This is a genomic window from Paraburkholderia sp. HC6.4b (assembly GCF_014200875.1).
GTDB classification, from domain to species: domain Bacteria; phylum Pseudomonadota; class Gammaproteobacteria; order Burkholderiales; family Burkholderiaceae; genus Paraburkholderia; species Paraburkholderia tuberum.
In genome coordinates, this window is record NZ_JACHDC010000007.1 from 109,127 (window position 1) to 135,625 (window position 26,499).

A 26,499-nucleotide genomic window follows, 5' to 3' on the forward strand; every position below is an offset into this window, starting at 1 on the left:
CCTTTTCATCGCATCACGGAGGATCACGCATGCCGCAAGCCTGTGGGAGTGCCGTGTGGATGGACCTGTTGTTGCTGCTCGCCGTGACTGTCGCCGCGGCGTTGATTGCGGTGCTGATGGTGGCGTTGGCCGCGCTCTCGCGACGACAGTTCGGCCGACGTTCGGCGCAGCGGCATTCATGCGTGCGCGAACGCGATCTGACACGCAGGCCCCGGATGCTTGCATTGCTTGGCAGCGGGATCGGTTTGGCGGTCGCGTCGACAGGCTTTACGCGCTACCTGTTGGCAGCGGCGCGCGAGAACAGCGAACGCATCGAACTGTTTGCAGCCGTGTTGATCGGCGCGCTGCTCTTTGCGATCTCGGCGATTGCGTTCTGCAAGCTGCGCGGCGCATTGCAACTCGAGGCCGTCGCGCGGCCGGGACATCACGTCGTCAATCTGTTTGCGCTATTTTTGTGCGGATGGCTCGGTTACGGCTTCGTCACTGAACAGGCACAGCCATTCGGACTCGCGGCATTGCTCGCGACGGGGGGGCTGGCGTTGGCAATGGGCGTGCATCTGATGCTGAGCCGCGAGTACTCGGCCGATCCCGCTCACGCGGCGAATCGCGTCAGTTGCGCAGCGCGCATGTATGCCTTCGCCGCGCGTAGCGATGGCCTGGCGATCGGCAAGCCGGGCCTGCTCGCGAACATCGAGTGGCATGGCGGGGAAGAGCAGACGTGGGCGCTTCGCGATGTCACGCCGGCGATGATGCGCGTGAGCGCCTCTGCAGATAGTCGGGATGGGCGTGATGGTAGACGCGGCAACGGCCGCCAGCGCGACTATGCACGCCAATGCGCGCACGAGCGGCCGGTTCATTTCACTACACGGCGCTGATCAATGATGCATGCGCCGCCAGGAGACCTGATTGCCAATAGCGAAGACGGCGGGACGATGATCCCGCCGCCCGAGTCTTTTTCGATGCTTCTAGTCGCCCACGGTCGCGGCGAATTCGCTGTAGTACTGCGTCTTCCTATGCAGAATCAGTTGCGCGAGAAAGTCGGCATCGTACGCCCGATGCAGGTGGCTGTGATAGCGCTCGATATAAGCGGTGATTCGCGCCAACTCGCCATTGAACTCTTTCAGCATGTCGAGAGTCGCACGGTCCCAGCGAAACCGCAGCCCAAGATCGCTGAACGCGGCATTGTAGGCGCTCAGATGCGCATCGTCGGATTGGTCTTCGTGATCCGCCGCCGCTGTGCGAGCGTTGCGTGTACTGATACGGGATTCAACCGGAGCGTGGTTCATGATCGGCCTCCTCGGCTCGCAAGTGAAAGAACTCGCTTGCAGCATAGAAGTCGCGATCGATTTGCAATAGTTAAAGTTTTATTGGCTTTCCATAGCCTACGGCTTATGCACGCTCAGTTCCTTCACGCGGGTGATCTTTTCGATCAGATTGGCGCCTTCCTCCATCAGGAAGCGTTTGAAGGCGACGGCAACCGGTGGCAGACGCTTGTTCTTCCGATGCACGACATACCAATTGAGCATGACCGGAAAGGTTTCGACGTCGAGCACGACCAGATGACCCAGTTGCAATTCGAGGCTGATCGTATGGGCGGACAGAAACGCGATGCCCATGCCGGCGATGACCGCCTGCTTGATCGTCTCGGTGCTCTTGATCTCCATCGCAATCTTCAGATTGGACAGCCGGCCGGCAAAACCTTCTTCCATCGAATTCCACGTGTCCGAGCCGCGTTCGCGCACGATGAACGCTTCGTTCGCGAGTTGACTGAAGCGGATATTGCGCTTGTGCGCAAGCGGATGAGTGGGCGCCGCGACGATCACGTACGGGTGCGGCGCGAACGGTTCATTGGTCGCGTCGGTTTCGTGCGGCGGACGCACCATGACCGCGAGGTCGGTCTGATTGGTCGCCAGTTGATGAAGCAGTTCTTCGCGGTTGTGTACCGCAAGATTGAGATCCACACCCGAATAGCGACGCGTGAATTCGGCGAGAAGGCGCGGAAAGAAATAGTCGCCCGCGCTAATCACCGCAACATTCAGTTTGCCGCCGGAGACGCCCTTCAACTGGCTCATCGCTTCGTCGACTTCATGGAACTGCTGCATGATCGCGCGGCTGTAGTGGAGCATTTCCGTGCCGGCCGGCGTCAGATAGATCTTCTTGCCGAGTTGCTCGAACAGAGGCAGCCCCGCATGTTCCTCGAGTTGCCGGACCTGGGTGGAAACGGCCGGCTGAGTCAGATGCAATTCCTCCGCGGCGCGGGAAAAACTCAGGTGACGCGCTACCGTTTCAAAGACCTTCAGTTGCCGCAGAGTTGCATTGCGCATCGTCATGGTCGATGTATAAGGAATCGTGAATCAACATAATAACAAACTTTAATTATGAGTAATTCAGCAATGACCCTAGCATGAAACTTATAACAAGCGGAATAGCTGCTGTAATACGCGGGTTAACGCATAGATATGTGGTGTGGCGGACTCAATAGCGGGGAATAACCTGTAATGCTTACCGGCTGAAGCGTGGTTCTGGTCGGAATAAAGCAAGAATTTTATAGAAGACGAGTTCGGGGATCTGCGGAAACAAAAAAGCGTCAATTGAGATTTTTCCCGAATAGCGAAGTTCTCGGGCCATAACGATAAGGCGGGACACATCCAGCGCGGCGCGTAAGCCGGCTGCACTAAATAAATAGTGGAGACAAGGCTCATGAACGATATCACCCAGCAATCGACGACCCGTATGTCCTGGCGTAACCGATGGTGGCAACTCGTCATCGGCATGGTATGCATGGCGCTGGTGGCGAATCTGCAATATGCGTGGACGTTATTCGTGGCCCCTATGCATGCGCGGCATCACTGGAGCGAGGCGTCGATCCAGCTCGCGTTCTCGATCTTCATTCTGACCGAGACGTGGCTCGTGCCGTTCGAGGGCTGGCTCGTCGATCGATTCGGGCCGCGCCCGGTGGTGGCAGCCGGCGCGGTATGCGCGGGTTTGTCGTGGATTCTCAATTCGCATGCGACTACGCTCGGCATGTTGTATTTCGCGGCGGTGATTGGCGGGATAGGCGCGGGCGGTGTGTATGGAACATGCGTCGGCAACGCGCTCAAATGGTTTCCCGACCGGCGCGGTCTCGCCGCGGGTTTGACGGCTGCGGGCTTTGGCGCAGGCGCGGCGCTGACGGTGATTCCGATTGCGAACATGATTACGCGCCGCGGCTATGAAGAGACGTTCCTGTTCTTCGGCATCGTGCAAGGCGTCAGCATTCTGCTGCTCGCGATGCTCCTGACGCGGCCGATCTTGCGTCAGCCAGGGGTACGCAAGAGCCGCTTCGCGGTGTCGAAGGTCGATTTCACCTCGCGCCAGATGATCAGAACGCCAGTGTTCTGGGTGATCTACGCGTCGTTCGTCGCGGTCGCGGCGGGCGGCTTGATGGCGACCGCGCAGATCGGCCCGATCGCGAAAGACTGGGGCATAGCGCGCATTCCGATGACGGTCTTCGGCGCGACGTTGCCGCTGCTGACCCTCACGCTGTCGATCGACAATATCTTCAACGGCTTGACGCGTCCGCTGTCCGGCTTCATCTCCGACAAGATCGGCCGTGAAAACACGATGTTCGTGATCTTCATCGGCGAAGGGCTCGCGTTGCTCGGCATGATGCAGTTCGGCAGCAATCCGTATGCGTTCATGGTCTTTGCCGCGCTGATCTTCCTGTTCTGGGGCGAGATCTTCTCGATCTTCCCGGCGACTTGCGCCGATACGTTCGGCAGCAAGTACGCGGCCGCCAATGCCGGCACGTTGTACACCGCGAAGGGCACGGCCTCGTTGCTGGTGCCGATCGCGTCCATACTCGCGGCGACGGGCGGCTGGAGCCTTGTCTTCGTCTTTGCCGCCGTCATCACGATCGCAGCCGGCATTTCCGCGAAGTTCATCCTCAAGCCGATGCGCGCGCGTTGGATCGAATCGCACAACGAACCTCAGGGCGCGCTGGCCGTCGCGGGTCATGGCAATGGCAATGCGTCGCGAATGAGTCACTGGCCCGAACAGTCTGGCGAATAACGTGAGCGTCGCGCGCCCGGAACCGATGCCATGAATGTTTCGCTGCAGCAACTCAAGGTATTCGTCGCGGTCGCGCGCGAGCGCAGTTTCACGCGCGCGGCGCGCGAGTTCGATCTGACGCAGTCGGCCGTGAGCCGTTGCGTGCGTGAACTGGAAGACGCGGTCGAATTGAAGCTGTTCGATCGCACGACACGCCAGGTCGAACTGACGAATGCGGGTGCGAGTCTCGAGAGAAGAATTGGCCGGCTGCTCGACGAAATCGAATTGACGCTGCTCGAAGAGCGCGATGCTTACGAGGGACACACGGGCGTCGTCTTATTCGCGAGTAATCCGGTGTTGTCATCGGGCTGGGTGCCGCAGGCTTTGGCGCAGTGCGCGTCGGTTTTTCCCGAGCTGGTCGTATCGGTCAAGGATCAGCCTCAAAGCAGCGTACTGGCCAGTGTCGAGCAGGGCGAGGTGGATTTCGGCGCGGTCTGTGTGACTGTACCTGTCGATAGTCCTCTACTGCACGCTCAGGTACTTTTCACTACGCCACTGCAGGCGGTGCTTCCATCCGCGCATCCGCTAGCGCGGCAAGACAGCATCGGATGGCACGCGTTGCGCGAATGTCCGCTGATAACGCTGAATGCCGATACTGGCGTGCGTGCCGCGCTCGCACCGGTACTCGCCGCGAACGGATCGAAGCGCCGGCCGTTGCAGGAACTCGGACACGTCGCGGCCGTAGCGCGCATGGTCGAATTGGGACTGGGTATCGGCGTATTGCCCGTCGATGCGCATTGGCCTTCGCCGGGCGCTTCGTTGGTGAGCCGTCCGCTGGTCCCCGAAACGGCATTGACGACGGTACTCGTGCACCGCAGAAATCGCTCGCTTCGTCCCAATGCGGCTGCTGCGTGGGCGCAGTTCGTTGCGTCGACGACTGATCATTCACCGATCGCGAACGAAGCGCCTGCCGCAGCCGCGACGCCAAGCTTCAACTGGCGGTCCGTGCGGCAAAGCCTGTTGCCGGAACCTTAGACAGGGGCCGACCAAAAAGCTTGCGCGGCGCGCGGCATTCGATCGATGCGCCGTCAGTCAACCACATAACGTCCTACTCAAGGAGCTGCATGATGGAAATCCAGACCGATCTCAGGCACCATGATCTGCTGATCGACGGCAAGCGCATGCCGCCAGGCACCGGGGAATATTCCGTCGACATCAACCCCGCGACCGAGGAGCCGATCGCACGGGTGGCGCAAGGCAGCGCCGCCGACGTCGATGCCGCGGTGCGCGCCGCGCGCGGCGCATTGAAAGTATGGAATTCGATTCGGGCCGCCGAACGCGGGCGCATCCTGCAACGTCTCGCGGGCCTGATGCGCGAGAACATGGAAGAACTCGCCGCGCTCGAGAGTCTCGACGGCGGCAAGCCGATTGGCGCGGTGATGCGTCAGGACGTGCCCGCCGCGATCGATACCGTCGAATACTACGCAGGCTGGTGCGACAAGATCAACGGCCAGGTGGTGCCGACGCGTCCCGATGCATTGACCTATACGTTGCGCGAACCTGTCGGCGTGGTCGCCGCAATCGTGCCGTGGAATTTTCCGCTGATGATCGGCATGTGGAAGATCGCGCCCGCGCTCGCATGCGGTTGCACGCTGATCGTCAAGCCCGCCGAGATCACGCCGCTCACCGCATTGCGCATCGGCGAGCTGGCGCTCGAAGCGGGCGTGCCGCCGGGCGTGCTCAACATCGTCACCGGCAAAGGCAGCGTGGTGGGCGACGCGATGGTCTCGCATCCCGGTATCGACAAGGTCACGTTCACCGGTTCGCCTTCGGTCGGACGAGGCATCCTGCAGGGCGCGGCGGGCAACTTCAAACGCGTGACGCTGGAACTCGGCGGCAAGTCGGCCAACGTGATTTTTGCCGACGCGAATCTCGACAATGCGGTGCGAGCCGCGGCGTCGGGCGTGTTCTTCAATACAGGGCAAGTGTGCTCCGCCGGGTCGCGGATACTCGCGCATCGCGACGTGTATGACGAAGTGGTCGAGCGTCTGGCCACGCGCGCGAAGTCGATCAAGGTCGGCGACCCGTCGCTGCGCGAAACGTCGATGGGACCGCTGATTTCGGCCGCGCAGATGAAGACCGTATTGAGCTATGTCGACACGGGACGCTCGGAAGGTGCATCGCTCGTGACGGGTGGCGCGCGCGTCGGCAATCGCGGCTTTTTCGTCGAGCCAACCGTGTTCGCGAATGTCGAGCACGAAATGCGTATTTCGCAGGAAGAAATCTTCGGGCCGGTGGCGAGCGTGATCCGTTTCAACGACGAAGCGGACGCGATCCGAATCGCCAATGGCACGTCGTACAGTCTCGCGGCTGGCGTGTGGAGCGCTGACTTGAGCCGCGTGCATCGCGTGGCGCGCGACCTGAAGGCGGGCACGGTGTGGATCAACACCTACGGCTATACGGACGTGCGTTTGCCGTGGGGCGGTGCTGGCGATTCGGGCTTCGGTCGCGAGCATGGCGATGTCGCGATCGAGAACTTCACGGAACCGAAGGCGGTGTGGGTGGCGATCGATCAATAATGTCCAATACGAAAAAGGATCGGATGCATGGCGTCCGATCCTTCAGGTCGTGTTGCAAGACGAAAGGGAATTGACGAGTACTCGGTCAATTGCCCTGTAAAGCCATCTTCTCGCGCAATTTGATCAGTGCGAGCACGACGTCGATAGTGGGTGTCGGTTCGGCAACGAGTCGCCCCATTTCCTGCACGACGGTCAATAAAGGATCGATTTCCATCGGCCTGCGGTGCTCGAGATCGACGAGCGTTGATGTCTTGTGCGCACCGACCGCACCCGCGCCATCAATACGCCTTTCCACATCGACGCGAAAGTGCACGCCGAACTGATCCGCGATTCGCTTCGCTTCGAGCATCATCGTGCGTGAGACCGCGCGCGTGCCTGGGTCACTCGTGAGCACATCGAGCGTTGCATGCGTCAATGCGCTAATCGGGTTGAAGCACAGATTACCCCATAGCTTGAGCCAGATTTCGTCGCGAATGTTGTCGCGAATCGGCGCTTCGAAGCCGGCCGCCTGCATGATCTCGTGCAATTGCTCAATGCGCGGGGTGCGCTCGCCACTGGGTTCGCCGATGGGAAACTTCTTGCCGTACACGTGTTTGATCACCCCCGGTTCGACGATCTCCGCCGCCGGATAGAGTACGCAGCCAATCGCGCGCTCGGGTCCGAGCTTGGTCCATTGCGAACCGTCGGGGTCGACGCTCGTCAGCCGAGTGCCGGCAAAGCGCCCGCCGTGCTGATAGAAGTACCAATATGGAATGCCGTTGACGCCGGTAACGATCGCCGTGTGCTTGCCGAGTAGCGGTTGCATGGAATCGACCACGCCAGGCAGCGAATGCGCCTTCAGCGTCACGATGACGAAGTCCTGGACGCCGAGTTCGCGTGGATCGGACGTGCAGCGCACCGGCGCGCTGAACGTTTCGCCATCCATGATGAGGCGCGCGCCGTGTTCACGCATCGCGGCCAGATGCGGGCCGCGCGCAATGAAGCTGACGTCCGCGCCGGCGCGTGCCAATTGCACGCCCATTAAACCGCCAATCGCTCCCGCTCCGAAGATGCAGATCTTCATGATGTCGCTCCGTGACGATAAAAAAGCCGTTCGCCCAATGCCGCATTGCAGTCATTCGCGGCCGCTCACGGTTCGAGCATAAGGTGGCGCGACGAATGCCGATAGTTAAAGTTTCTCCATCGATGTATTAGTTATTCGTTATGAAAAGGCCGCGATGCGAATGCTGCTTCGACTGTCGGAGAGCCTCGATACCTCAGCCGCGCCGAACCAGCAGAAAACTCACGCCGATTGCCGCGAGAAATCCCCCGCAGCAGCGATTGAACCAGCGGCGGATCTGCGCGCGCATCAGCCATTTGCCGAGATACATGCCGGCCCACGAATACAATGCAATCGCCACCCATTCGAGTACCAGAAAGCTCGCGCCGAGCGCGGCGAATTGCGGCAGTATCGGCTGCGCGACGTCGACGAATTGCGGCAGGAACGCGGTAAAAACCAGAATCGCCTTCGGATTGCCCGCCGCCACGAAAAACTCGTGCCGGGCAATGTGCGAGAGCGCGGCCTCCTGGGGTTGCGACGTATCGATTGCGGGTGCGTCGCTGCGCCACAACTGGATCGCGAGCCAGATCAGATAAGCGGCGCCCGCGAGTTTGATCGCCAGAAAGATCCACTCGGACGCATGCAGCACGACCGCGAGACCGGTCGCGGCGAGTGCGAGCATCATCGCGAAGGCGAGCAGCCGGCCGCTGCCGCCGACGAACGCTTTCATGAAGCCATGACGCGCGGCCACGTTGATCGAAAGCAGGTTATTGGGCCCGGGTGCGAGGTTGATGGCGAAGCAGGCGGGTAAAAAGAATAGCCAGGCGGTAAGGGACATGACGGCTTGCATTCCGAACGGGAGATCACGATGCATCGCGCGCGATGCGTTGCCGGGATTGTAGCGAAACCGCGCCGCGCCTCGGCTGGCCGCGTGCTCAGTTCACCGCCTCGATAAAGCCTGGATCGCCAATCAATGTATCGACGCTGAGCTTGACCGTGTCTTCGATCGCGATCGTGTTGCTGGTGAATTTCGGCGACTTCTGCTTCACGGTGCGCGTGGTCGTGTACATGACTTTTTGGGTCGCCGCATCGATGACCACGTAGTGCATCTTCAGCGTCCACAGCGCCGGCGAGCGCCTATCGTCCACCGTGAAGGTTTCGATGCTGCCGCTGAGCACGCGTTTGTTATCGTCGATACGAAAACCGGCCACTCGCAGACTATTCGCGACGCCATTGCGCACCACGAGGCTGACGTCGTCCTTCAGCACGAGCCCGGTCATCCCGGTATTTTCGATGCGGTTCGGCGAGATATGACCGTCGCGCGCGGACAGATACGCGAAGTCGCGTGCAGGGGCGACGCTGAGCGAGCCGGTGCCGTGGGTTTTCGTGTGCGTTGCGCTAGCGCTGCTGTTCAGGCCGAACCATGACCACGAGCACGCGGACAGCAGCGTGGGCAGCAGTATGGCGCCGCAGCCCTTGAGCACGACGGATCTCAACGGCGAACGCGCAGCAGCCATGCGGGAGAAAGCGGCGATCGAAGTCAGAGGAGTTGCCCTTTTCAGTGGAGTCATCCCGGTGAAGAACAGCATGGTAGCAGCGAACCGGACCGTCGAACCTTCAAACGGATGTTTTCGGAATTGCCCGCGTCAGGCCCGGACCTGAGCCGTTCAGAAAAAGCCCGCCTTTCCTTGCGTGATATCGATCAGCGTTGCCTTGGCGTCGTCGAGTGCGTTGGCGGGCACGCGCATCGTCATTTTCACCAGCATGCCGTAGGCGCTGTCCACGAGCGCATAGCCTTCGGCGTCCATCCATCGACGGACTTTGGCTTCGTCGGCATAACTCACTTCGACGCCCAGCAATACCTGGGCAATCCTCTCGACGCGCGGCGCGTCGAGCAGCGCGGACGCGATCGCATCGGTGTACGCGCGCACCAGACCGCCCGCGCCGAGCTTCACACCGCCGTAATAGCGCACGACCGCCGCAAGCACGCCATCCAGATCGTGATGCCGCAGTACTTCGAGAATCGGCCGCCCGGCGGTGCCGGACGGTTCGCCGTCGTCGGACATGCCGGACTGGCCGCCCGCCAGCAGCGCCCAGCACACATGCGTCGCGGCAGGATGTTCGTCGCGCAGACGCTGCAATTCGGCCATCGCGGCATCGCGATCGGCGACCGGGATCGCATGCGCGATGAAGCGGCTCTTGCGAATCTCGAGTTCCGCGCTCAGTGGCGCGGGCAGGGTATAGGTGGGCAAGGCGGAAACGTCGGTGGATGAAAAGAAGCACGCGGTAGGCGGCGCGATGTCCGTCATGGTAACGGATCGTCGGTGCCAGCGAGGCGCAAGGGCCGCTTCGCGGGTTCGTCTACAATGGTCCGCTGAACGCGCGCCCATCATTTCGACCCCGCGCGTCGCAAGGAGACGACATGCCTGACCTATCCACGTTGGGGACGTTCGTTGCCGTCGTGCTCGGGCTCTTTCTGATTCCAGGCCCGGCCGTGCTGCTAGTTTTGACGCGCACCGTGCACGGCGGACGTAAAGCCGGCATTCTGACCGGTCTCGGTATCGCAACTGGCGATTTCGTGCATACGCTGGGCGCCGCGGTTGGCCTCTCCGCGCTGCTGATGACGTCCGCGCTGGCCTTCAATGCGGTGAAATTCGTCGGTGCCGCGTATCTCGTCTATCTGGGCATTCGCGCGTTGCGCGAAAAGCAGGCGAGTGCGCACCTGCCGGTCGTCGCGCCGGTGTCGGGTTCGAAGGCGTTCTTGCAGGCGATTCCCGCCGAAGTGCTGAACCCGAAGACCGCGCTGTTTTTCCTTGCGTTTCTGCCGCAATTCGTGCGCCCCGAACATGGCTCGACGTTTCTGCAGTTCGCGACACTCGGGCTGATTTTCGTTGCCATGAGCGCGCTTTATACGACGCTGATCGTCCTGACGATGCGGCCGCTGGGCAAACTCGTGAAGCGTTTGACGTGGTTGACGCGCTGGCAGAACAAGCTCATCGGTGTGCTGTTCATTTCGCTCGGCCTGCGCGTGGCAGTGCAAACACGCTGAGTCCGGAAGCGCGAGTTCAGGACGGCGCCAGCAGGATCAGCGACCCAACGACGCGACTGTTAAGCATTGCAATGCCACGATGCCATGGCACGCGCGATTCAGGAGACAGCGATGAATGAAGACGCAACTTCGACGGCGCGGGCAATCGAGTTCTGGTTCGACTTCGGCAGCAACTACAGCTATCTGAGCATGATGCGGATCGAAGCGTTGGCGGCCGCGCGCAACGTGACGATCGTCTGGCGGCCGTTTCTGCTCGGTCCGGTATTTCGCCAGCTCGGTTTCGACAACTCGCCCTTCGTACTGCAGAAAGAAAAAGGCGCGTACGTGTGGAAAGACATGGAGCGTCAATGCCGCAAATACGGCATTGCGCTCACGCGCCCCAGCACGTTTCCGCGCGCGGCGCTTCTCGCGATGCGTGTCGCGCTGCTGGGTGCGAACGAGCCGTGGATCGGTGCCTGGTGCCGCAAGATCATGCAGTTGAATTTCGTCGACGACCGCGACATCGGTTCAATCGATGTCGTCAGTCACGCGCTCGACTCGCTTGGCTTACCGGCGCAGAGCGTGATCGACGCCGCGCAAAGCGACGCGAACAAGCTCCGCTTGCGGGAGCAGACCGAACGGGCCATCAACAAGGGGATTTTCGGTGCGCCGACGTTTTTTGTCGGCGGGGAGATGTTCTGGGGCAATGACAGGCTGGAGGACGCGTTGGACCATTGCGACGCGATCGCGGCGCGTCATTGAACGTCAGCGGGAGCGCTTAATCAGCCTGCTGGCAGAAGCGCCGACCCGGCACGTGAGAGACCACGGCCTGGGCGATTTCGAGCGGAGTACTTTCGGCGGGAACGACGCGACGGCTCGGTTCGGGCGCGTGCTTCATCGTCCATTCGACGAGCCGGTATGAACGGCCCCAGGGCGGTTGCAGCGGATCGGAGACCTTGCAGGAGTGAATCTGGCGAGTCCATTCATGGCCGGGCATCGCACGCAGGTGTTCGACTACCATCTCTTCAACCATGATTTACCTCCTTCTTGTGCGCGTAACCGTTTTCGGGCGCGCTTCTGGCACCCCTCAAGAAAAAGCGCCGCCGATGTTCTGGCGGCTCAACAGGGGATGTGCCACATACTTGCAGGGAACAATTAAGCGAAACTTAAGAACCGCAATCATTACGCAAACGGATCTCATTGCGTGTAAGCGAGTGCAAGTGAATGCAAGCGAGAGCTGACAACAGTGGGCATGAACGCTGGCAGGCCGGCCGACACGTCGCGAGCCTGCCCTCAAGACCCCGGCGGATCGGCCGTTATCAGTAGAGTTGGGGCGTCGACCCCGCTTCGCCTTCAGGGCCGCCTTACTGATACCGTGACGAATCTCGCCCAAACCCCGCTTTCCGAGCGCCTTCGCTCGCTCGTCGACACCGTGCAGCACAACGAGCGCACGTTGCGCCGCTTCCAGAACGTCGAGTTGCGGTTGATCGGCGCGCGGGATTTCGCATCGTTTCTCGATACGTTGTTCAGCCATCTGCCGCGGGAGTTCTCGCTCGCGAGCATGGTGCTGTGGCTCGACGAGCGCGCGCCAATGCTGCTCGAACTGCTCGAGCCGGGCAACCTGCGCGCGCTCGATCATGCGCAGCTGAAGACGTCGCGCGAGGGCGGTCTCGTCGCGCAATCCTTGTGCGAAGACGATCGGCCGTGGCTCGGCCGCCCTGGCGAACTCGACGACGACACGCGCCGCGCGTTCTTCGGTGCCGCGCCAGCTCACGTGCCGGCCAGCGCGATCCTGCTGCCGCTCGCCGCGGGCACGAGCGTCAGCGGCTATCTATGCCTCGGCAGCGACGACCCCGCGCGCTTCGGCGCGGGCATGGCCACCGACATTCTCGAGCGCTTCGCGAGCATCGTCACCGCGAGTCTCGACAACGTCGCGCATCGCGAGCGGCTCAGGCAGCTCGGCATGACCGATTCGCTGACCGGCCTCGCGAATCGCCGCTATTTCGACGAACGGCTGCGCGAGGAGTTGATGCGCGCGGCCCGTTATCGCGTGCCGGTCGCGTGTCTTTTCATCGATATCGACGGTTTCAAGCGCATCAACGATAGCCACGGCCATCAGAGCGGCGACCGCGCGCTCGCGGCGGTGGCCGCCTGCGTGCGACAGCAGGTGCGGCTTGGCGACACCGTCGCGCGCTATGGCGGCGAGGAGTTCGCCGCGCTGCTGCAAGGCGATCGCAGCGACGCGTTGACCGTCGCGGAACGCGTGCGGCGTGCGGTCGAGAATCTCGACGTGCGCGACGAGCACGGCGAGCTCATTGCATTGACCGTATCGATCGGCGTGGCCGGGCGCGTGGTCGCCGGCAGCCCGGCCGAGGCGATGTCGCTCGGTCAGGCGATGATGGACGAGGCCGATCGCGCGATGTATCAGGCCAAGCGCAACGGCCGCAATCGTATCGAGGCGCAGGTCGATGCGCTCGATGAGCAGGGCTGATCGACCGCAACTAACACTAACTACGCGTCACACATCTGCCGCATCCGGCGGTACCCCGAGCAGCAGCAACGCGCCGCCCATCACGCCGCTGAACACCGGTCCAGCGACCGTGCCGCCATAGAACGCCTTGCCAGCCGGATCGTCGATCATCACGGCGACGATCAGGCGCGGATCGCTCATCGGCGCCATGCCGACGAACAGCGCGCGGTAGCGGTTCTTCGCGTAGCCCGCGCCGATCTGCTTGCGCGCGGTGCCGGTCTTGCCGCCGACGCGATAACCCGCCACGGTCGCGGCGCGTCCGGTGCCGCCGTTGCCCGTGGCCATTTCGAGCATGTTGCGGATCGCGCGCGCGGTGCCGGGCGTCGTGACCGATTCGCCGCGGTCGGCGAACGACGCGGGGCTGTCCGCGTCGAGCGGCTCGCGCAGCAGGCTCACACGCCTCAGCGCGCCGTCGCCCGCATAGGCGGTGTAGACCTGCGCGATTTGCAGCAGCGATACCGACAGCCCGTAGCCATACGCCATCGTGGCCTGTTCGATCGGGCGCCAGCGCTTATATGGCCGCAGCTTGCCGGCGGCCACGCCAGGGAAGGGCAGCTCGGGCTTCAGACCGAGCCCGTATTGCCGATACTTGGTCCAGATCGTCTCGGCCGGCAGATTCAGCGCGAGCTTTGCCAGCGCGATATTGCTCGACTTCTGCACCGCCTCGGCGACCGTCATCGCGCCATGATTCGACGTGTCGTGAATCACGGCCGGGCCGATCCGATACCAGCCGGGCGCGGTATCGATGATGCTCTGCGGCCGCACCTTGCCTTCGTCGATCGACAGTGCGACGACCAGCGGCTTGATCGTCGAACCCGGTTCGAACGTGTCGATCACCGCGCGGTTGCGCAGCTGCCGGCCGGACAGGTGCGTGCGGTCGTTCGGATCGAAGCTCGGGTAGTTGGCGAGCGCGAGGATCTCGCCGTTGCGCGCATCGAGCACGACCACGCTGCCCGCTTCGGCGCGGTGCTGCGCGATCGCCGCTTTGAGTTGTGTGTATGCGAGTTGCTGGATGCGCCGGTCGATCGTCAGCTGGATCGTGGCGCCGTTGCGCGCGGGCACGAGCGGCCGCGTCTCCGAGATCACGCGGCCGAGCCGGTCGCGGATCACCTCGCGGTGGCCGGGCACGCCTTGCAACTGCGCATTGGCGGCGAGTTCGACGCCTTCCTGGCCGTTGTCCTCGATGTCGGTGAAGCCGACCACGTGCGCGGCCGACTCGCCCTCGGGATAAAAGCGTTTGGTGTCGGCGATCTGCGTGATCCCGGCGAGCCCGAGGCGCGACAGATGCCCGGCAGTGTCGGCATCGACCTGGCGCTTGAGCAGCACGAAGCTGCGCTCGCCGTTCAGACGCCGACGCAGTTCCGCGAGCGGCAGATCGAGCAGCTTTGCCAGCGGCGCGAACGCGCTTTCGTCGACGAGCTTCGGCGTGGCCCAGATTTCGTAGGTCGCGAGACTGACCGCGAGCATCGAACCATTTCGATCGACGATCCGGCCGCGCGTCGCGTCGAGTTCGAGCAGGCGCTGATAGCGCTTCTGCCCTTGGTCGACGTAGAAGTCCTGATTCACGACCTGCACCCAGAACGCGCGGAGCGCGAGCGTCGCGAACGCGCCGAACACGAGCAGCACGACGAACTTCGAGCGCCACGCGGGTAGTCGCGCATCGAGCAGCGGGTTCTTCGCGGCTAAGGCATAGGGATCGGACGACGGCGGTTTTTTCTGGCGGATCATGGCGGCGGGCAGCGGACCTCACGTACTTTCGATTGAACGAGGCCGCCAAAGCCACGAGGCCTGGCGGCAAGGACTGTCGCCGGGCCGATTGTAAATAAAACGTAAGTTAAATGCGAGGAGTGTGAAAGGAGGTGCGTTCGAGCTGGAGCAAAGGCGAGCCGAGCCGAAGCTTGATCACGAAAAGCCGCGCGGACTTGCAAAATCCGCGCGGCTGATTCGTTCGATTGATGCGTCGACTCCGACGCGGCGTGTTGAATAGGCGCTCCCTGCCTGTGGGGCGCCTTCTTTTTTCGCGCCCGTTGCGGGCACGGGGGGGCAAGCTCAAGCCGGCAACGCGAAACTCGCAATCGCGTCGCGCAACACGGCGACCTGGTCCTTCAGCGAATGCGCGGCGGCCGCGGCCTGTTCGACCAGTGCCGCATTCTGCTGCGTGACCTGATCCATCTCGCCGACCGCGCGATTGACCTGTTCGATGCCCGCGCTCTGCTCGCGCGACGCGTGGCTGATTTCTTCGAGGATCTCGTTGACCCGCCGCACCGACTGCACGATCTCGCCCATTGTCGCGCCCGCGTTGGCGACCAGTGACGAGCCGGTCTCGACGGTATCGGTCGAGGTTTCGATCAGCGCCTTGATCTCCTTGGCGGCCGTCGCCGAGCGCTGCGCGAGGCTGCGCACTTCGGCCGCGACCACCGCGAAGCCACGGCCCTGTTCGCCGGCGCGAGCCGCCTCGACGGCGGCATTCAGCGCGAGGATATTGGTTTGGAACGCGATGCCGTCAATCACGCCGATGATGTCGCCGATCTGCCGCGAGCTCGCGGTGATCTCGCCCATCGTGCGCACCACGTCGTCGACCACGCGGCTGCCGCGCGTCGCGACGTTCGCTGCGTCGCTCGCGAGTTGCGCGGCCTGGGTCGCGCTGTCCGCGTTCTGCTTCACGTTCACCGTCATCTGATCCATGCTCGACGCGGTTTGCACGAGCGCCGCCGCCTGCTCCTCGGTGCGCTGCGACAGGTCGGTGTTGCCCGCTGCGATTTCGGTCGCGCCGACGTTGATGTTCTCGGTGCCCTGGCGCACTCGCGAGACCGTGTCGACGAGTCCCGCCTGCATCGTGCGCAGCGCATGCAGTAGGCTGCTGTTGTCGTGCGGCTCGATCGGCACCGGCGTCGCGAGGTTGCCTTGCGCCATCAACCGGGCGTGCTCGACGGCCACTTCGAGTTCGCCGCCGAGCGAGCGGCGGATGCTGCGCAGCACGACCAGCATCACGGCCGTAGAGAGCGCACCGAGCGTGACGGTGATCGCGAGCCAGCGCAGCAGGTTGTGGTAGAACGCGCTTTGCACGTCGTCCATGTACATGCCGGTCACGAGGTACCAGTCCCACGGCGCGAAGTGCATCGAGTAGCTGGTCTTCGCGACGGGCTGCTCGCTGCCGGGCTTGGCCCACAAATAATCGACGAAGCCGCCGCCGTCGTGATTGCCCGAGTTGACGATATCGACGAACAGATGATTGCCGGCCGGATCGGTGAACTGCGCGAGGTTCTTGCCGATCAGTTCGGGCTTGATCGGATGCATCAGCATGACCGGCTGCGAGTCGTTGATCGATAAATAGCCGTCCTTGCCGTAGCGCATCGCGCCGAGCGTCGCGAGCGCCTGCTTTTTCGCGTCGTCCTCGGACAGCGCATGCTGCTGGGAGAGCGAGTAGTAGTGGCCGACGACGTGGTTTGCCTCTTCGATCAACGAGCGCAATTGCTCGCGTCGGTCCGAGATCATCGATGCGCGGTTCTGCCACGCGCCGAACGCGCCGATCAGGATCAGGCCGACCCACAGAACGGCGATCATGGACGCCAGTTTTCGGTTCAGAGTCATAGCGATGGGAATAGGCGTTTTGGCCAGTAAGGTCCATTGAATTGCGGTCGGATGCCGCTCGCTGTGTTTACGGCGCGAAATGGCGTTGATCGAGACAGGGAAAACCCGCTGTTCGACATCGCTATTCGTCCGATTAATAGGCGAATTTATTGAGCGTTTTAAGCGGCGTTCCGTGCGCGCAATTCGAAAAATATTTTTGTGCATTATTCGGGAATCTGAATTAACTGGCGATTTTAGGTAAATCGCAGCGATTGAAAAATGCGCGAGAAAATCGACATGAAAAATGCCGGCGCTGGTCTGCGTAAAATCAGCTGAGCCCAATCCAGGAAGGCTCGCACCAACCTCCCACAAAACGCCAATCAAATCCAAAAAATCCCGTTAAATGGTCACGAATGCAAAAAACAACACATTTTTCCACTTAAGCGCAACCACGAAAGACCGCTGAGACCTTCAAAGACTCGTCATAAAAAATTCCGCTATAGTCGCCCTTTTCCGATTGCCAGCCTGGCATGGAAGAACGCCAATAAGCCCGCCACCAGGAGTCCCGAAGAATGAATGCACGCGATCCCGCTTTCGTTTCCCAGTCCCGCAGCGCGCGCCTGCGCCAGATGCTCGTCAGCAGCGAACTCGAATTCATGATGGAGGCGCATAACGGCCTGTCCGCGCGCATCGTTCGCGAAGCTGGGTTCAAGGCGATCTGGGGCTCCGGCCTCGCGATCTCCGCGCAGTTCGGCGTGCGCGACAACAACGAGGCGAGCTGGACGCAGGTGGTCGATACGCTCGAATTCATGGCCGACGCGAGCGATCTGCCGATCCTGCTCGACGGCGACACCGGCTACGGCAACTTCAACAACGTGCGCCGCCTCGTGCGCAAGCTCGAACAGCGCGGCATCGCCGGCGTGTGCATCGAGGACAAGCAGTTTCCGAAGACCAACAGCTTCATCAACGGCGAGGCGCAGCCGCTTGCCGATATCGACGAATTCTGCGGCAAGATCAAGGCGGGCAAGGACTCGCAGAACGACGAGCATTTCTCGATCGTCGCACGCGTCGAGGCGCTGATCGCGGGCTGGGGCATGGACGAAGCGCTGCGCCGCGCGCAAGCGTACGCCCAAGCTGGTGCCGATGCGATCCTGATTCACAGCAAGCTGTCGCGCCCCGACGAGATTCTCGAATTCGCGCGCGAATGGGCCGGGCGCGCGCCGCTCGTGATCGTGCCGACCAAGTACTACAGCACGCCGACCGAGGTGTTCCGCGAAGCGGGCATCAGCACCGTGATCTGGGCGAACCATCTGATCCGCGCGTCGACCTCGGCGATGCAGGCCGTCGCGAAGGAAATCCATTCGAGCGAGACGCTCGTCAACGTCGAGGACAGCATCGCGGCCGTCAACGAAATCTTCCGTTTGCAGGACGCCGACGAATATTCGGAGGCCGAAGACCGCTATCTGTCGAGCGGCCGCGCGGCCGGCTCGGCCGTCGTGCTCGCCGCGAGCCGCGGCAAAGGCCTTGAAGCGGTGACCGGGGACCGTCCGAAGGTGATGCTGCCGATCGCCGGCAAACCGCTGCTGCGCTGGCTCGTCGACGCGTTCAAGAAGCAGGGCGTCAACGACATCACCGTGGTCGGCGGCTATCGCGCTGACGCGATCGATACCGCGGGCATCCGCCTCGTGGTCAACCAGCAGCACGCGCAGACCGGCGAGCTTGCCTCGCTCGCGTGCGCACTCGACCACCTGACCGGCGACACGGTCATTTCGTACGGCGACCTGCTGTTTCGCAGCTACATCCTGCGCGATCTGGTGGAAAGCGAGGCCGCGTTCAGCGTGGTCGTCGATTCGTCGCTAACCGATGCGGAGAACGCGAGCGTGCGCGATTTCGCGTGGTGCTCGGCCGCCGATGACCGCGGTCTGTTCGGCAACAAGATCGTGCTGCGGCATGTCGCGAGCGGGCGGGAGCAGTCGTCGGCGGCGGGCGTCGCCCCAGTGCCGCATGGCCGCTGGGTGGGTCTGCTGAACGTGCGCGGCGCGGGTCGCGAGCGCCTGCGGGCGGTCATGCGCGAGTTGCGCACGCGCGACGATTTCGCGTCGCTCGACATGCCCGCGCTGCTGAACGCGTTGATCGAAGCGGGCGAGTCGATCGAGGTGCAATACGTGCACGGCCACTGGCGCGGCGTCAACGATCTCGACGATTTCCGCCGCGCGGGCGACTTCGCGCACGCGCAGGCGCCGTTCGCGACGGCCGTCGGCGGCGGGGCGACGGCGAACGATGCACACGGAGGCACGCAATGATCGAAGCAGCACAGTTCGTCGAGGCGGCGCGCGAGCGCGGTTTCGACTGGTACGCGGGCGTGCCGTGCTCGTATCTGACGCCGTTCATCAACTACGTGCTCCAGGACGAATCGCTGCACTACGTGTCGGCGGCCAACGAGGGCGACGCGGTCGCGCTGATCGCCGGCGTTACGCTCGGCGCGAAAAACGGCCGGCGCGGCATCACGATGATGCAGAACTCCGGGCTCGGCAACGCGGTAAGCCCGCTGACGTCGCTGACGTGGACCTTCCGCCTGCCGCAACTGCTGATCGTCACGTGGCGCGGCCAGCCCGGCGTTGCCGACGAGCCGCAGCACGCGCTGATGGGCCCGATCACGCCGGCGATGCTCGACACGATGGAAATTCCGTGGGAGACGTTCCCGACCGAGGCCGACGCGATCGGTCCGGCACTCGATCGCGCGATCGCGCACATGGACGCAACCGGCCGTCCGTACGCGCTCGTGATGCAGAAGGGCAGCGTTGCGCCGTATGAACTGAAGGACGGCGGCGCGCCCAGGCGGCGCACGCCGGTCGAGCCTCGCGCGCGGTTCCGCGACAGCGCCGCGAACGAACTCGCGACGCGCCACGACGCGCTGCAAAAGGTGATCGCGCATACGCCGCTCGACTCGACGGTGGTGCTCGCGTCGACCGGCTTTTGCGGCCGCGAACTCTATGCGATCGACGATCGCGCGAACCAGCTATACATGGTCGGCTCGATGGGCTGCGTGACGCCGTTCGCGCTCGGCCTCGCGCTCGCGCGCCCCGATCTGCGCGTGGTCGCGCTCGACGGCGACGGCGCCGCACTGATGCGCATGGGCGTGTTCGCGACGCTCGGGGCGTACGGCCCGTCGAACCTCACGCACGTGCTGCTCGATAACGGCGCGCACGACTCGACCGGCGGCCAGGCGACGGTATCGTCGCAGGTGTCGTTCGCGGGCGTGGCGGCCGCGTGCGGTTACGCGTCGGCGGTGGAGAGCGACGATCCTGCGATCATCGACGAACTGTTCGCGGCGCCGCCGCTCGACGGGCCGCGCTTCGCGCGCCTGACGATCCGCCGCGGCACGCCCGACGGCCTGCCGCGCCCGACCATTACGCCGCCCGATGTGAAGACGCGCCTGATGCGCCACATCGGCGCGATCTGAACCCAACGCCAACAGGAGCGCCCATGCTGCTGCTCAACCCCGGCCCGGTGACGCTCACCGAACGTGTCCGCAACAGCCTGTTGCAGACGGATCTGTGCCATCGCGAGAGCGAGTTTTTCGATCTCCAGGAAGAGGCGCGCACGCGTCTCGTCGACGTGTACGGGCTCGACCCGAACGAATGGCAGGCAGTACTGATGACCGGCTCCGGCACGGCCGCCGTCGAAAGCATGACGGCCGCGCTGGTGCCGCACAACGGCAAACTGCTGGTCGTCGAAAACGGTGTGTACGGCGAGCGTATCGCGCAGATCGCCGCGCAATACGGCATCGCGCACGAAACGCTGAAGCACGACTGGATGGACGCGCCCGATCTGGCGAAGATCGCCGAACGGCTCGACGCCGACAAGTCGTTCACGCACGTCGCGGTGATTCATCATGAAACGACCACGGGCCGTCTGAACGACATCGCGGCGCTCGGCGCCTTGTGTCGCGAGCGCGGCCTGCGTCTGCTGGTGGACGGTGTCAGCAGCTTCGGCGCCGAAACGATCGATTTCGCGGACGCGAGCCTCGACGCGCTCGCGGCGACCGCCAACAAGTGCCTGCATGGCGTGCCGGGCGCGTCGTTCGTGCTGGTGCGGCGCGCGGCGCTCGCGCGCGCGGCGAGTCGCACGTACTACCTCGATCTCGCGCGGCTCGCGCGTTTGCAGGATCAGCGCAACACGCCGTTTACACCGTCGGTGCACGCGTATTACGCGCTGGTCGAGGCGCTGCGTGAGCTCGCCGACGAAGGCGGCTGGCGCGCGCGTCACGCGCGCTATGCGGCGCTTGCCGAGCAGGTGCGCGCTGGGCTGGCGGCGCGCGGCATCGACAGTGTGTTGCCGGCCGGGCAGTCGTCGGTGGTGTTGCGCGCGTACCGCTTGCCCAACGGTATCGCGTATCCGCAACTGCACGACGCGCTGAAGGCGCGCGGCTTCGTGATCTATGCAGGGCAGGGCGGGCTGTCGGCGGAGCTGTTCCGCATCTCGACGATGGGCAACATTCACGCGGCCGATATCGACCGCCTGCTGCAGGGCTTCAGCGACTTGATGCGCTGACGCTGCGCCGAGCGGCGCGCCGCGACCGCGCCGCTCGCGGCTCCCTTACACCGGATCCTTGTCCGGCGGCCCGTCAGGCCGCTGCGGCTCCTCGGCATGATGCCCCGGCGACGGCGGCACGAGCGGGTCGGCTTCCGGGTCGCGGTTCGGATCGGCGTTCGGGTCGGGAATCGGGCTGGTGTGCATGTCGTAGCTCATTGCGTCACCCTTGCGGTTGAAATGCGCGGGTCCGGCCGAAGCGGCTTGATACCGCCGATGTGTGCCGCCGCGTCGGCTATCTGTCTTCAAGCGTAGGCGCTCGCCGCGCTTCCTGCTCGCTCCTTTTTGCTATTTCTTCGCGCGTTTGCGGCCGGCGCTGAGCTGCCAGTAGCGCTCGGTCGCGAACACGTCGTCGTAGTTGCCGGCGCCGAACGCCCGCAACTGGCTCGCGTACGCGTTGACCGCTTCGCGTTTCAGATGCGCGCGGCGCTGCACGTCGATCGTGTGGCCCGCGCTCGGCGTTGCCGGCGTCGCGACGATGCCGCGCTGCGCGAGATCGGCGAGCCGCGCCTGCACCGCGCCCGGCGTGAGCCGGTGAATCGCTTCCTCGTAACCGAACCAGTCCAGATGCGTTAGCCGCGGCAGGATCTCGCAGCACGCTTCGAATACCCGGGCGTGATCGTCGTGATGCAGGCCAAGCGGCATCAGCAGCGTGTTCGCGGTCGTGCGGTAAATCGTTTCCTCCAGCGCCGCGGCCATCTGGCTGATCGACGGCGAGTCAGCGTACTGGCTGTCGCGAAACGGCATGCGCAGCGGGATCGCGTCGAGCACTTCGAGCGCGCGGTTGTCTTCGATCGTGCGTTCGCGGACCGCTTCGTGGGCGTTCGCGAAGCCCGCTTTTTCGTCCCACTCCGTGTGCATGTCGTGTTCGGGCGGTGCGGCGAACACGGTGCAGACGGCGGCGTCGGGATGGGCGGCGAGCAAGGCGCCGCAACTGAAGACGGCGTCGTCGAAATGGGGCGAGACGATGAAAAGGCGTGGAGTGGTTTCGCTCATGGGCTTGCGTGTGGCGATTCGAGGCGGGACGGATGAGGCATCGAGGCTGCCGGTCGTCAAGGCGCCGCGTGCGAAAAAAATGGCGTCACCTCAGCTTAGGCGCAATTGGCGCGGCTTGCGCGCGAAACTTGCGGGCAAGATTCTCGATTTCGACCGGCTGCGGGCAGCCAGTCTGGGCGAGGCTGATGTTGGCGGCTAGAGCGTGCGCAAATCGTCCGGCGTGTCCACGTCGCGCAGAATGCCGGGATCGTCGACGTCGATGCGCGTCAGCGCGTGTGACCTGAGCAGCGCTTTCGCGCCGGTGTCGCCGTCCAGCGCGAGTAGCGCGTCGCGATGCTCGCTGCCGAAGCCGACCGGATGGCCGCGCTGACCGTCGTAGAACGGCGCGACGAGCGGCGCGCCGTTGTCGAGCGCGCGGGCTATCGCTTCGATCGTCGGAACCGCAATGCGCGGCATATCGGCAAGCGCGACGATCCAGCCCTCGGCGTCGTCGCTCGCTTCGATACCGGCGGCGAGGCTCGCGCCCATGCCGCGCTCGGCGCTCGCCGCAAACACGACATCACAGCCGGCATCGTTCAGCGCGCGGGCGAGCGCGTCGGAGCCCGGCCGCACGACAGCGAGCACCCGCGTCACGACCCGCAGCAGCCGATGCGCGGCTTCATGCGCAACCGGCTTGCCGTCGGGCATACGTGCGAGCAGTTTGTTGTGCAGCCCGTGCGGATCGAAGCGCGAGCCGAGACCGGCGGCGAGCAACACACCAGTGGCGAGCGAAGCGTAGGCCATCGGCGGATACCGGTAGACAGGAATGTCCCCGATTGTGCGATGCAACGGTGCGCGAAGCAAGCGGCAAGGCACGCCCGATGCAAGCCGGCCGCCGCTTTCGCTTTCACTCCAATTCCGGCACTGCCGCCGGTTCAGGTCCGCACCACCTTGTCCAGCGTGATCGGCAGATCGCGCACCCGCACGCCGGTCGCGTTGTACACCGCGTTCGCGATCGCGGCCGCCACGGCCGTGATGCCGATCTCGCCGATACCGCGCACGCCGAGCGAGTTGATATAAGGATCGGGCCGGTCGATGAAGGTGATGTCGAGCGTGCCGATATCGGCATTCACCGGCACGTGATACTCGGCGAGGTTCGCGTTCGTGAAGCGTCCGAAGCGCGCATCGAGCGTGCTTTCCTCCTGCAGCGCCGCGCCGATGCCCCATACGATGCCGCCCATCATCTGGCTGCGCGCGGTCTTCTGGTTCAGCACGCGGCCGACGTCGTACACCGCGACCACGCGCGGCACGCGGATCGTGCCGAGCTCGGCATCGACGTGGACCTCGACGAACACCGCGCCGAACGAGTGGAACGAGTACTTCTGCTTCTCGTCGCCGGGCTTCACGGTCGCGCTCGCCTCGATCGGCTTGCCGCCCGCGCGCGCGATGATCGCCGCGGCCGGATCGCGCTTGCCCGGTTGCGAGCGGCTCACGACCCAGCCGCTTGCGACGGTGACGTCATCGAGCGGCAGGCCGTGCACGGGCGACGCCGCATCGGCAAGCGCCAGCGCGATCAACTGGCTGCGCGCCTGGCTCGCCGCGTCGCGCACCGCGGGCGACACGCTGGCCGCCGACTGCGAGCCGCCCGAGACCGGCGCGCGCGGCAGCGACGAATCGCCGAGCGCGAAGTGGATCTGCTCGGGCGTGAAGCCGAGCGCATCGGCGGCGACCTGGGTCATCACCGTGTAGGTGCCGGTGCCGATGTCCTGCGTGCCCGATGCGACCACCGCGGTGCCGTCCGGCAGAATCTGCGCAAGCGCCGACGCCTCGCTGCGGTTGGCCGGATAGGTCGCGGTCGCCATGCCCATGCCGATCAGCGTGTTGCCGTCGCGCCTCGAACGTGGCGCGTGCGGGCGGCGCGACCAGCCGAACTTCTCGGCGCCGATCTGATAGCACTCGCGCAGCGACTTGCCCGACCACGGCTTGTGCTCCTGCGGATCGCTGTCTGCGTAGTTCTTCAGGCGCAGCGCGAGCGGGTCCATCTTCAGCGCGACGGCGAGTTCATCCATCGCCGATTCGAGCGCGAACGAGCCGGTGGTTTCTCCGGGTGCGCGCATGAAGGTCGGCGTGCCGACATTGAGTTGCACGAGCCGGTGCGTCGTTATCTGGTTGGGCACCGCGTACAGCATGCGCGTGACCATGCAGCAGGTCTCGGTCCAGTCTTCGATCATCGACGTGTTCGAAATGCTGTCGTGACGCATCGCGCTCAGCGTGCCGTCATGCCGCGCGGCGATCACGAAGTGCTGCTCGGTGCGCGGCCGCGCGCCGACCGGGCCGAACATCTGCGGGCGTTCGAGCGCGAGCCGCACGGGCCGCCCGGTTTGCCGCGCGGCCATCGCGCACAGCGACACGTGCGACCACGACGAGCCCTTGCAGCCGAAGCCGCCGCCGATCAGCGGCGAGATCACGCGCACGTCGGACACAGGGATCGCGAACGTCTTCGCGAGCACCTGCGCGGCGCCGCTCACGCCCTGCGTCGAGTCGTAGACCGTCAACTGCGGGCCGTCCCATTGCGCCATCGTCGCGTGGGGCTCCATCGGGTTGTGGTGCTCGATCGGCGTCGTATAGGTCGCTTCGATATGCACGTCGCCGCTTTGCATGCCGTCTTCGAAGCTGCCGCGCTGCGTGTCGGTCTGGCGGCCCTGCGGCTTGTCCGGCGCATGCGCGTGCGCCTTCGCCTGCTCGAAGTCGAGCGCCGCGGCGCCCGGCTGATAGGCGATGCGCAGCTGGCGAGCGGCATCGGCCGCATGTTCGAGCGTATCGGCGACGACCACCGCGACCGGCTCGTTGCTGTAGTGCACTTCGTTATCCTGCAGAAGCGACAGATGCCGGCCGGCCGGCGGCGCGAGCGCGGGCCGGCCGCCATTCGGCAGGCGCGGCGCGTTCTGGTAGGTCATCACGAGCAGCACGCCGGGCACGGCCTCGGCGCGGCTCGCATCGATCGACGCGATCGTGCCGGCCGCGATCGTGCTCGTCACGAGCACCGCATGCGCGAGGCGCGCCCCGGGGAATTCGGCTGCATAACGCGCGTCGCCGGTCACCTTCAGCAGTCCGTCGACGCGATCGAGCGGTTGTCCGATCAGATTCATGCGACACCTCCCGCGTTGCCGGCTGCCTGATTGACCGCACGCACGATCGCGCGCTGCGCGAGCTGCACCTTGAAGGCGTTGTCGTGGCGCGGCTGCGCGCCGCTCAACGCGGCCGCGGCGGCGTTCTTCAGCGTGGCCTGGCTGAGCGGCTGGCCGCTCAGCATCTGCTCGGCCACGTTTGCGCGCCATGGTTTGTGCGCGACGCCGCCGAGCGCGATGCGCGCGCTCTGAACACGCTCGCCGTCCATCTGCAACGCGGCCGCGACCGATACGAGCGCGAACGCGTAGCTGGCGCGATCACGCACCTTCAGATAGTGCGAATGCGCGCTGAACAGCGGCGGCGGCAGATCGACCGCGGTGATCAGCTCACCGGGCTGCAAGGTGGTATCGACATCGGGCCGGTCGCCCGGCAGCCGATGGAAATCGGCGAACGCGATCGTGCGCTCGCCGCTGGGACCGCTCACGCGCACCAGCGCATCGAGCGCGGCCAGCGCGACGCTCATATCCGACGGGTTGACCGCAATGCATTGCGGGCTCGCGCCGAGGATCGCATGCGCGCGGTTATGGCCGTCGAGCGCCGCGCAGCCGCTGCCGGGCAGGCGCTTGTTGCACTGCGTGAACGCGGTGTCGTAGAAGTAGCCGCAGCGGGTGCGTTGCAGCAGATTGCCGCCGACCGTCGCCATGTTGCGCAACTGCGCCGAGGCGCCCGCGAGCAGCGCTTGCGACAGCAGCGGGTACTGCTCGCGCACCAGCGCGTGATTGGCCGCGTCGCTGTTGCGCACCAGCGCGCCGATGCGGATGCCGCCGCCGGGCAGCGTCGTCACCGAGTCGAGGCCGCCGATGTGCGTGATATCGATGAGCCGCACCGGCCGCGCGACGCCGCCCTTCATCAGATCGAGCAGATTCGTGCCGCCGCCGATGAATACCGCGCCCGGCTGTTGCGCGGCGCGCACCGCGCTGGCGACGTCGCCGGCGCGTTCGTAGGAGATCGCATCCATGTCGGTCTC

At 64.3% G+C, this 26,499-nt stretch carries 24 protein-coding genes; 10 read left to right on the top strand and 14 right to left on the bottom strand.

The window, feature by feature from the left end; translation table 11 throughout:
- Positions 1-29: 29 nt before the first annotated feature.
- A complete protein-coding gene (locus HDG34_RS12740; protein ID WP_260321142.1) occupies positions 30-875 on the top strand; it encodes an NAD(P)(+) transhydrogenase (Re/Si-specific) subunit beta in 846 nt (281 codons plus the stop codon).
- 90 nt (positions 876-965) lie between these two features.
- On the opposite strand, the gene HDG34_RS12745 is transcribed toward HDG34_RS12740, so the two are convergent.
- Together HDG34_RS12745 and HDG34_RS12750 are read right to left on the bottom strand one after the other, a co-directional pair.
- Complete coding sequence (locus tag HDG34_RS12745) at positions 966-1,286, bottom strand: hypothetical protein (protein ID WP_184053738.1); 321 nt, start codon at positions 1,284-1,286, stop codon at positions 966-968.
- Positions 1,287-1,382: 96 nt separating this feature from the next.
- Entirely contained in the window at positions 1,383-2,330 is a 948-nt protein-coding gene (locus tag HDG34_RS12750; RefSeq protein ID WP_018424728.1) for a LysR family transcriptional regulator, read from the bottom strand.
- Positions 2,331-2,700: 370 nt separating this feature from the next.
- Here HDG34_RS12750 and oxlT point away from each other — a divergent pair, with 370 nt between their 5' ends.
- The 3 genes from oxlT (at position 2,701) to HDG34_RS12765 (ending at position 6,608) form a co-directional block, all read left to right on the top strand.
- Complete coding sequence (oxlT, locus tag HDG34_RS12755) at positions 2,701-4,050, top strand: oxalate/formate MFS antiporter (RefSeq protein WP_184060498.1); 1,350 nt, start codon at positions 2,701-2,703, stop codon at positions 4,048-4,050.
- 30 nt (positions 4,051-4,080) lie between these two features.
- A complete protein-coding gene (locus tag HDG34_RS12760) occupies positions 4,081-5,064 on the top strand; it encodes a LysR family transcriptional regulator (protein WP_184060500.1) in 984 nt (327 codons plus the stop codon).
- Between the two features lie 92 nt (positions 5,065-5,156).
- Entirely contained in the window at positions 5,157-6,608 is a 1,452-nt protein-coding gene (locus HDG34_RS12765; protein ID WP_184060772.1) for an aldehyde dehydrogenase family protein, read from the top strand.
- 85 nt (positions 6,609-6,693) lie between these two features.
- Here HDG34_RS12765 and HDG34_RS12770 read toward each other — a convergent pair whose 3' ends face one another.
- The 4 genes from HDG34_RS12770 to HDG34_RS12785 all read right to left on the bottom strand — a co-directional run bounded on the left by HDG34_RS12770 (position 6,694) and on the right by HDG34_RS12785 (position 9,956).
- Positions 6,694-7,671 carry a 2-dehydropantoate 2-reductase gene (locus HDG34_RS12770; protein WP_184060502.1) on the bottom strand — a complete coding sequence of 326 codons (978 nt, stop codon included), beginning with the start codon at positions 7,669-7,671 and terminating at the stop codon, positions 6,694-6,696.
- A gap of 193 nt (positions 7,672-7,864) precedes the next feature.
- Positions 7,865-8,485, bottom strand: coding sequence for a LysE family translocator (locus HDG34_RS12775; protein ID WP_184060504.1), 621 nt, complete (start codon positions 8,483-8,485; stop codon positions 7,865-7,867).
- 97 nt (positions 8,486-8,582) lie between these two features.
- Positions 8,583-9,164 (bottom strand): hypothetical protein, encoded by a 582-nt coding sequence (locus tag HDG34_RS12780; RefSeq protein ID WP_184060505.1) that lies wholly within the window; start codon positions 9,162-9,164, stop codon positions 8,583-8,585.
- A gap of 150 nt (positions 9,165-9,314) precedes the next feature.
- A complete protein-coding gene (locus tag HDG34_RS12785; RefSeq protein WP_184037247.1) occupies positions 9,315-9,956 on the bottom strand; it encodes a YigZ family protein in 642 nt (213 codons plus the stop codon).
- 113 nt (positions 9,957-10,069) lie between these two features.
- On the opposite strand from HDG34_RS12785, the gene HDG34_RS12790 reads away from it, so the two are divergent.
- Complete coding sequence (locus HDG34_RS12790) at positions 10,070-10,696, top strand: LysE family translocator (protein ID WP_184060507.1); 627 nt, start codon at positions 10,070-10,072, stop codon at positions 10,694-10,696.
- A gap of 111 nt (positions 10,697-10,807) precedes the next feature.
- A complete protein-coding gene (locus HDG34_RS12795; RefSeq protein WP_184060509.1) occupies positions 10,808-11,437 on the top strand; it encodes a 2-hydroxychromene-2-carboxylate isomerase in 630 nt (209 codons plus the stop codon).
- A 16-nt stretch (positions 11,438-11,453) separates the two neighbouring features.
- Here the strand turns inward: HDG34_RS12795 and HDG34_RS12800 are convergent, their stop codons facing one another.
- A complete protein-coding gene (locus tag HDG34_RS12800) occupies positions 11,454-11,708 on the bottom strand; it encodes a DUF2866 domain-containing protein (protein WP_090809319.1) in 255 nt (84 codons plus the stop codon).
- Positions 11,709-12,050: 342 nt separating this feature from the next.
- Between HDG34_RS12800 and HDG34_RS12805 the strand changes: the two genes are divergently transcribed.
- Positions 12,051-13,166, top strand: coding sequence for a diguanylate cyclase (locus tag HDG34_RS12805; RefSeq protein ID WP_184060511.1), 1,116 nt, complete (start codon positions 12,051-12,053; stop codon positions 13,164-13,166).
- A 27-nt stretch (positions 13,167-13,193) separates the two neighbouring features.
- Here HDG34_RS12805 and HDG34_RS12810 read toward each other — a convergent pair whose 3' ends face one another.
- Both HDG34_RS12810 and HDG34_RS12815 read right to left on the bottom strand, forming a co-directional pair.
- Positions 13,194-14,933 (bottom strand): penicillin-binding protein 2, encoded by a 1,740-nt coding sequence (locus tag HDG34_RS12810; protein ID WP_184060513.1) that lies wholly within the window; start codon positions 14,931-14,933, stop codon positions 13,194-13,196.
- 321 nt (positions 14,934-15,254) lie between these two features.
- The gene (locus HDG34_RS12815) at positions 15,255-16,796 is read right to left on the bottom strand and encodes a methyl-accepting chemotaxis protein (protein ID WP_184060515.1); all 1,542 of its coding nucleotides are present in this window, start codon (positions 16,794-16,796) and stop codon (positions 15,255-15,257) included.
- Between the two features lie 551 nt (positions 16,797-17,347).
- Between HDG34_RS12815 and aepX the strand changes: the two genes are divergently transcribed.
- From aepX to HDG34_RS12830, 3 genes are read left to right on the top strand one after another with little or no spacing between them, the layout of a single operon-like run.
- Positions 17,348-19,078, top strand: a complete 1,731-nt coding sequence (aepX, locus tag HDG34_RS12820) for a phosphoenolpyruvate mutase (RefSeq protein ID WP_184060517.1) — start codon at positions 17,348-17,350, stop codon at positions 19,076-19,078.
- Positions 19,075-20,238 (top strand): phosphonopyruvate decarboxylase, encoded by a 1,164-nt coding sequence (gene aepY, locus HDG34_RS12825; RefSeq protein ID WP_184060519.1) that lies wholly within the window; start codon positions 19,075-19,077, stop codon positions 20,236-20,238. Before aepX ends, aepY begins: the two co-directional genes overlap by 4 nt.
- A gap of 23 nt (positions 20,239-20,261) precedes the next feature.
- Positions 20,262-21,329 (top strand): 2-aminoethylphosphonate aminotransferase, encoded by a 1,068-nt coding sequence (locus HDG34_RS12830; protein ID WP_184060521.1) that lies wholly within the window; start codon positions 20,262-20,264, stop codon positions 21,327-21,329.
- A 45-nt stretch (positions 21,330-21,374) separates the two neighbouring features.
- Here the strand turns inward: HDG34_RS12830 and HDG34_RS12835 are convergent, their stop codons facing one another.
- The 5 genes from HDG34_RS12835 to HDG34_RS12855 form a co-directional block, all read right to left on the bottom strand.
- Complete coding sequence (locus tag HDG34_RS12835) at positions 21,375-21,527, bottom strand: hypothetical protein (RefSeq protein ID WP_166618176.1); 153 nt, start codon at positions 21,525-21,527, stop codon at positions 21,375-21,377.
- Positions 21,528-21,656: 129 nt separating this feature from the next.
- On the bottom strand, positions 21,657-22,364 hold the full coding sequence (locus HDG34_RS12840; protein ID WP_090809333.1) for a PIG-L deacetylase family protein: 708 nt from the start codon (positions 22,362-22,364) through the stop codon (positions 21,657-21,659).
- A 195-nt stretch (positions 22,365-22,559) separates the two neighbouring features.
- Complete coding sequence (locus HDG34_RS12845) at positions 22,560-23,147, bottom strand: NTP transferase domain-containing protein (protein WP_184060523.1); 588 nt, start codon at positions 23,145-23,147, stop codon at positions 22,560-22,562.
- Between the two features lie 131 nt (positions 23,148-23,278).
- Positions 23,279-25,492: a xanthine dehydrogenase family protein molybdopterin-binding subunit gene (locus HDG34_RS12850; protein ID WP_184060525.1), complete on the bottom strand. Its 2,214-nt coding sequence runs from the start codon at positions 25,490-25,492 to the stop codon at positions 23,279-23,281.
- Positions 25,489-26,490 carry a xanthine dehydrogenase family protein subunit M gene (locus HDG34_RS12855; RefSeq protein WP_184053681.1) on the bottom strand — a complete coding sequence of 334 codons (1,002 nt, stop codon included), beginning with the start codon at positions 26,488-26,490 and terminating at the stop codon, positions 25,489-25,491. Before HDG34_RS12855 ends, HDG34_RS12850 begins: the two co-directional genes overlap by 4 nt.
- Positions 26,491-26,499: the final 9 nt, after the last annotated feature.